Below are 6854 nucleotides of genomic sequence, written 5' to 3'. Positions count from 1 at the left end.
AACAGCTCCCTATGATGTCCAATGAACAAATACCGACAAAAAAAGATACGGTGCAAGACGACTCGTCCTCTCCCCACTATGAAGAAGCACCCATGATGCCGTCTGCTCAACTGCCAACAATGCAATCAATCATGCCATATGGTGGACACGGTCATATAGGAACGGGCTGCGGAGCTTGCCGAATGCCAGGAGGATATCCGTCCGCTACGGCGAATATTATGAATCCGTACACATATTCGCCCATGATGCCGGCACATCCGCATATAATGGCGCCGTCCTACGGGTCTGCCTATGCCCCGTATGGTTGCTATCCGCAGATGACAATGCCAACACAAATCTACAAAGACAGCTGCGGCTGCCAGGACAGCAGTTCCGCTTCCAGCTCGTCGCATTGCTAACCGTCCGGGCGGGCTCAGATAAGAGCCCGCCTTTTTCATATGAAAATAAGGAAAAAAGAAAGAGGGAAAGAGGATCTGACGAAGAAAAAGGCATTCGCCTTTTTCTCCATTGAAATCGTATTCTCGTTCTTTTCTCTCTTTTCCCTTCCACAAACGTCAGCCGCCCTTCCCTCGATTTTCCTATCGGGGTCGCGGCTGAGACGCCATGGTCGTTTTCTATGTATTTATGACAGGAGGAGGCTTATGAGCCAAGAATTAGCCGCCGCAATCGAAAAAATGTACCATTGCCGCGTCACGCGCATAAGGCCGAAACGTACCGTCTGGCTCTGCGATACAAATCGCGGCAGCTGGGTTATAAAAGGCTATACCGAATTTAAAAAAGCGGCCTGGGTCACCTATCTCTCTCAAACGCTGCACCAGCGCGGCTTCCATGATGTCGTCCGCTACATTCCGACCATCCAGAACGTCCCGGTTTTTAAGTGGAAGAATAGCTACGTGACGGCTATGGAGCGAATACCCGGCAGAGAAGGAAGCTATTTTCATAGAATGGATATTTTACATTCACTGCGAAAACTGGCAGAATTTCATCTGCACAGCATGCATATTCCGGGAGGTCCGCCACCGGAAGAAGGTGTACCCTTACTTGTTAAATGGGAAAAGCGATATGAAAGTTTTGTTCAAATTTATAACCAAATCCAAAATGGAAGTGTCAGACAAAATCGCCTGACGAATCTTATACAAAACGGTGCTCCTTCTATCCTTCAGGAGGCTGAATATGTACTTGATATTGCCAGAAAATCTGCGCTTGCCGTCGAATATGCGAATTCATTTTATCAACAGCACGTTGCACACAAAGATCTGGCCAGCCATAACTTTCTGCTGAGCGGCATCCGCAGCTCCATTATCGATTTGGATACGGCCGCCTATGACACACCGTTGGTCGACATTATCCAGCTCATTAACCGTGCGCTTGTCCTGCAGGAATGGGACTTATCGATATTTAACGAAGCGATCGAGGCATACCGGCAGATTCGCCCTTTATCGGATGCGCAGGTGGCACTTATCTTTCTTCTGCTGCGCTTTCCCGATAATTACATGCGCGAAGTGACCGGCGTATTCGAAAAGCGCAAGAACTTTCAGGCCAGCCGTGTTGAGTACTATCTGGCAATCATTATGAAAAACTGGCGGCGCAGGGAACGCTTCTTCGCGGGGTATGAACATTTCATTTATACGTGAGATTTTGCTAAAAGCCGCTTTGCTCTTTTCTTTTTCTTGTGCTACACTGAGAGTTGGATTTTTGTGCAGTGCGCCGGACGCGCACGGAATACGAGAGAAAGAGGGTTTGATGCATGGCGGGTCATTCCAAGTGGAAAAACATTCAGCATCGTAAAGGTCGCCAGGATGCGGCGAAGGCGAAGCTTTTTACGAAAATCTCGAAAGAAATCTATCAAGCTGCGCGGTCAGGCGGAGCGGACCCGAATACGAACTCACGCCTGAAAACTGCAATTGCGAAAGCAAAAGAAGCCAATATTCCGAATGATAATATCGAACGTACACTTAAGAAAGCAACCGGACAGTTGGACGGTGTCACATACGAAGAGATTATTTATGAAGGATACGGACCGGGTGGTGTGGCCGTAATGGTAGAGGCCCTGACGGATAACCGGAACCGCACGGCAGCCGATATACGTCACATTTTCACAAAGAACGGCGGCAATCTGGGTGAATCCGGCTGCGTCAGTTTCATGTTTGACCGCAAAGGTCTGATCGAAATCAGCCGCGAAGATACCGACCTGGACGAAGACTCTGTTATGATGGCGGCACTGGATGCCGGAGCGGAAGATTTTGAGGCATCCGAGGAAAGCTTTGAGATTAAGAGCTCGCCGGAAGATTTTGAAACGGTACGCACCGCGCTCGAAGAAGCGGGTTACGAACTGGATACGGCCGAAATTTCAATGATTCCGCAGAATACAATTAAATTGACCGGCGATGATGCATTAAAAATGCTGAAGCTTATGGAAATGCTTGAAAGCAACGACGATGTACAGGACGTATACGCAAACTTTGACATCGATGAAGAAGAAATGGCGAAAATTCAATAAGCAATTGGAAAAACGGAGGATGTTATTTCCTCCGTTTCTTTTTTCTTACATAGCTGTATTCTATTTTTTATGAGCGAAGGGATAATTCAGCACCATTACGCTGTTTGATAAATACTGGATATGTGCCAAGGAAGCGTACCTGGCAGCCAAGCGCTTCCATCTCAGCAAATGCGCCCGGAAGCAGCACGTCATCCATCTTCTGTTCAATATCAATCACAAAATGGTAGTTGCCAAGACCGGTTTTCGTTGGCCTGGATTCAATGCGCGACAGGTTGATACGCCGCCATGCAAACGCGGAGAGCACCTGGTGCAGCGCACCGGGGAAATCGGAAGGCATCGTAACGAGAATCGTCGTCTTGTGCTTCTCCGAATCCGGCAGTACCAAGGGCTTCTCTCCCAGTACGATAAACCGGGTGAAATTGTTTTCCGTGTCTTCAATATTTTCAGCCAGCAGCATAACCGGGTACGAATGCACCGCCTGCATCGCCGAAATAGCCACCCACGGCTCTTCCGGATGCTCGCTGACAAGGCGTGCCGCTTCCGCCGTGCTGCTGACATATTCGATCTCAGCATGCGGCAAGTAATCGCGCAGATAGTTATGGCACTGCGCGATGGCCTGCGGATGGGACAATACTTTCGTAACGTCCGAAAGCGCAAGCGGATGCTCGCGCTTTGCACAGGACAACTGGTGTGAGATCGGAATGATCAATTCACTTAAGATAGGCAGATTAATTTTATGGATGATCCAATCGAGCGTCAGGTTGACAGATCCCTCCAACGAATTCTCCCAGGGAACAACCGCATAATTCACCTTGCCGTCCGCCGCCGCTTCCAGGCAATCCGGAATAGTACGGTACGGGCGAAATACGTCGTCTTCCTCCCGGAAAATCAGACGCGCCGCTTCTTCTGTATTTGTGCCGCGCGGGCCTAAAAATGCAAACGTTCTCTCCATACTTATTAGCTCCTTTGTTCAGTCACGCCGGAAAAGAAGTGCTCTACCTGCACGCCGGTTTCGTCAGGGACAAGGCGCATGATCGTACAGCCAATGCCGTATTCAGCCAGTGTTCCCACCATAAATGCCTGAAGCGCGTCAGTCGGCTTCCGCTTGTCGACCAGAGCGATAATGGTCGGTCCCGCACCGGACAATGCTGCGCCCACCGCTCCGTGCTCGTGTGCTTCCGCAAGGATTGTATCCAACCCCGGCACAAGGGGGACGCGGTACGGTTGATGAAAGACGTCTTTCATCGCCGTGCGAAGCAGTGACAAATTGCCCGTCACAAGCGCCCCTACCAGCACGCCGGTATGGCTCGCCGTATATACCACATCCTGGCGGCTGTACATAGACGGCAGCACGTCCCGGGCTTTCTCCGTCGACAGCATAAACTCCGGAATGACGGCAATCGCTTCGAGATGCTCAGGTACCGGAAAACGCACATAAGGTACGTGGTCTTTCTCCATCAGCGCCACAATGACACCTCCGAAGAAGGAAGCACCGACATTGTCCGGATGCCCTTCTTCCTCCGTAGCCATATAGTACAGCTCATCCGTTGTAAATGGCTTGCCTGCCAGCTCATTTGCGGCGACCAGTGCCCCGACAATCGCGGAAGCGCTGCTGCCCAATCCTCTTGTCAACGGAATATCTGAGGTTACATCGATGATGATCTCCGGTACCGCAAGCCCGGCTTTTTCAAATACACGGGCCGCAATCTGGTAAATCAGGTTGCTCTTATCCGTGGGAAGGCCGGAAAGGTTCGGGCCATGCAGGCGGACGACTGTCGTGTCCGCCACTTCCAGCGTGATGGTCGTATAAAGTTGAAAAGCCATGCCGATGGTATCGAAGCCCGGCCCGAGGTTGGCCGTACTGGCCGGTACTTTCACTTTTACCTTTCCGTTCTGCACCTTACACACCCGCTCCCTGGGTAATAATGCCAAGCACCGCTTCTTCCGTGCTTTCCACTACGACCGGATCTACGCCGACAGACTTCAGAGCAATGTTCGGGTCTTTCAGACCGTTGCCTGTCAGCACGCATACGACCTGCTGTCCGGCCGGAATGCGGCCCAGCTTACGCATCTTCATCAGTCCGGCAAGCGATGCCGCCGATGCCGGCTCTGCGAAGATTCCTTCCATGGACGCGAGTTTCCGGTACGCTTCCACAATCTCTTCATCCGTTACGTAATCAATGTGCCCGTTTGATTCGTCCCGGGCGGTCAACGCTAGATCCCAGCTGGCCGGGTTACCGATGCGGATGGCTGTCGCAAGCGTCTCCGGTTGTTCAATCGGTTCCCCTTTTACAAGAGCCGCCGCTCCTTCCGCTTCAAATCCGAACATGCGCGGTTTACTGTCCACGACTCCTGCTTCATAGTATTCTTTAAATCCTTTCCAGTATGCAGAAATGTTTCCTGCGTTTCCTACCGGAATGGCGAGAACATCCGGTGCTTTCCCAAGCGTATCACAGATTTCAAACGCAGCCGTTTTCTGGCCTTCCAGACGGTACGGGTTAACCGAGTTCACCAGCGTAATCGGGTGCTTCTCGCAGATATCGCGTACAATTTTTAGCGCCTGGTCGAAGTTTCCTTCGATCGCGATAATCTCCGCCCCGTAAATCATGGCCTGCGCCAGCTTGCCAAGCGCGATGTTGTTGTTCGGAATTAACACGATACAGCGCAGGTTAGCGCGGGCCGCATAAGCCGCAGCCGCTGCGGACGTGTTTCCGGTCGAGGCGCACATAATCGTATGACTTCCTTCTTCCACAGCTTTCGCTACCGCCATCACCATGCCTCTATCCTTAAATGATCCGGTCGGATTCAGCCCCTCATATTTGAAATAAACCTCCAAATCCAATTCTTCTGATAATTTCGGTGCAAAAATAAGCGGTGTATTTCCCTCATGCAATGTCAGCCGGGGTGTTTTCTCTGTCACCGGTAAATGTTTTGCGTAGCGTTCGATAATGCCAGCCATTATTTCTCCTCCCCACCTTCTACACGATACAGACTCTTCACTTCAGAGATGCTTGTAAGTTCTTCAAACTGCTTGCGGACTTCAAAAATGTTTCTGCGTGATGCATGGTGCGTAATCAGAATGATTTCCGACTGTTTACCTCCGTTGTACGGCTGCTGCAGGACTTGTTCTAAGCTTACATCATGATCGGCAAGAATGCGAGTGATTTGCGCAAGCACCCCGCGTTTGTCATCCACAATGAGACGCAGGAAATATTTCGAGACGATCTGATCGTCTGTTTTAAGCTGTTTCTCGCGGTACGGTGCAACGCTGCCGCGCCCGTTTACACCGAGCTTCATATTTTTCACGACAGTTACAAGGTCCGATACGACTGCGGTCGCCGTTGGCAGCTCACCCGCGCCCGGTCCGTAGAACATCGTCTCGCCCACGGCTTCACCGTGTACATAAATCGCGTTAAATACCCCGTTTACGGAAGCCAGCGGGTGCGTATGGTGCACAAGCGTCGGCTGCACGCTCACTTCGATCAGCTCGTCGTCACGCTGTGCGATACCAAGCAATTTAATCTCGTAGCCAAGCTTTTTCGCGTAGGAAATATCCTCCGCGCTTACCTTTGAAATCCCCTGGCAATCCACATCTTCAAGACTCATGTCTACATGGAAGCCGAGCGTGCTCAGAATGGCCATTTTGCGCGCCGCGTCATGGCCCTCCACATCAGCCGTCGGGTCGGACTCCGCGTAACCAAGCGCCTGTGCTTCTTTCAGCACTTCCGCATAGTCGGCGCCTTCCTGGCTCATCTTGGTCATAATGTAGTTGGTCGTACCGTTCACGATCCCCATCATCTTGGTAATGCGGTCGGACGAAAATCCTTCTACCAGCGCACGCAGAATCGGAATGCCGCCGGCCACGCTCGCCTCGTAGAATACATCGCAGCCTTTTTCCTGCGCTTTGGACAGAATTTCTGCGCCATGCAGCGCCATTAAGTCTTTATTGGCCGTGACAATGTGTTTGCCGTTTTCGAGCGCATTAAGAATGTACTCTTTCGCCGGGTGAATCCCGCCGATGACTTCGACAATGACGTCAATGTCAGGATTGCTGAACAACTCTGCCGCATCGGTCGTAATCATATTTCTATCGAGCGTTAAGCTGCGCGTTTTCTCTACGTCCTGAACAAGCACTTTCGCAATTTCGATGGAAAGCCCTGTTTGCTTCTGTAAATCCTCCTGGTGTCCTTGTACGATGCGCACGACGCCCGTGCCGACAGTTCCAAGGCCCATCAGTCCTACTTTTACCGTATTTTTTTGCATCCTCATCTCTCCTCAGAAATTTGTTTGTTTTTCTGTAAAAATCATGAGAAAAGAAAGAGGAGAAGAGGAAAAAAGATCCAGGGAAGAAAAA

Annotated in this window: 7 protein-coding genes; 3 read left to right on the top strand and 4 right to left on the bottom strand. The window is 51.0% G+C overall.

Annotated features, from left to right (window positions below; genetic code table 11):
- The 3 genes from ADA01nite_RS21880 to ADA01nite_RS02670 all read left to right on the top strand — a co-directional run.
- Window positions 1–398: hypothetical protein (locus ADA01nite_RS21880; RefSeq protein ID WP_170230113.1), on the top strand; the 398-nt coding region annotated here is incomplete at its 5' end.
- A 243-nt stretch (window positions 399–641) separates the two neighbouring features.
- Window positions 642–1634 (top strand): YutH/CotS family kinase-like spore coat protein, encoded by a 993-nt coding sequence (locus ADA01nite_RS02675; protein ID WP_170230111.1) that lies wholly within the window; start codon window positions 642–644, stop codon window positions 1632–1634.
- Between the two features lie 113 nt (window positions 1635–1747).
- The gene (locus tag ADA01nite_RS02670) at window positions 1748–2500 is read left to right on the top strand and encodes a YebC/PmpR family DNA-binding transcriptional regulator (RefSeq protein WP_146808360.1); all 753 of its coding nucleotides are present in this window, start codon (window positions 1748–1750) and stop codon (window positions 2498–2500) included.
- A gap of 67 nt (window positions 2501–2567) precedes the next feature.
- Here the strand turns inward: ADA01nite_RS02670 and pheA are convergent, their stop codons facing one another.
- From pheA to ADA01nite_RS02650, 4 genes are read right to left on the bottom strand one after another with little or no spacing between them, the layout of a single operon-like run.
- Window positions 2568–3452 (bottom strand): prephenate dehydratase, encoded by an 885-nt coding sequence (gene pheA, locus ADA01nite_RS02665; RefSeq protein ID WP_146808359.1) that lies wholly within the window; start codon window positions 3450–3452, stop codon window positions 2568–2570.
- 5 nt (window positions 3453–3457) lie between these two features.
- Window positions 3458–4399, bottom strand: coding sequence for a homoserine kinase (thrB, locus tag ADA01nite_RS02660; RefSeq protein WP_146808358.1), 942 nt, complete (start codon window positions 4397–4399; stop codon window positions 3458–3460).
- A gap of 1 nt (window position 4400) precedes the next feature.
- Complete coding sequence (gene thrC / locus ADA01nite_RS02655) at window positions 4401–5459, bottom strand: threonine synthase (protein WP_146808357.1); 1059 nt, start codon at window positions 5457–5459, stop codon at window positions 4401–4403.
- The gene (locus ADA01nite_RS02650) at window positions 5459–6763 is read right to left on the bottom strand and encodes a homoserine dehydrogenase (protein ID WP_146808356.1); all 1305 of its coding nucleotides are present in this window, start codon (window positions 6761–6763) and stop codon (window positions 5459–5461) included. Before ADA01nite_RS02650 ends, thrC begins: the two co-directional genes overlap by 1 nt.
- Window positions 6764–6854: the final 91 nt, after the last annotated feature.

Source organism: Aneurinibacillus danicus (assembly GCF_007991215.1).
In the GTDB taxonomy this organism is placed as follows: Bacteria; Bacillota; Bacilli; order Aneurinibacillales; family Aneurinibacillaceae; genus Aneurinibacillus; species Aneurinibacillus danicus.
This window is presented reverse-complemented; position numbering and strand designations above follow the sequence as displayed.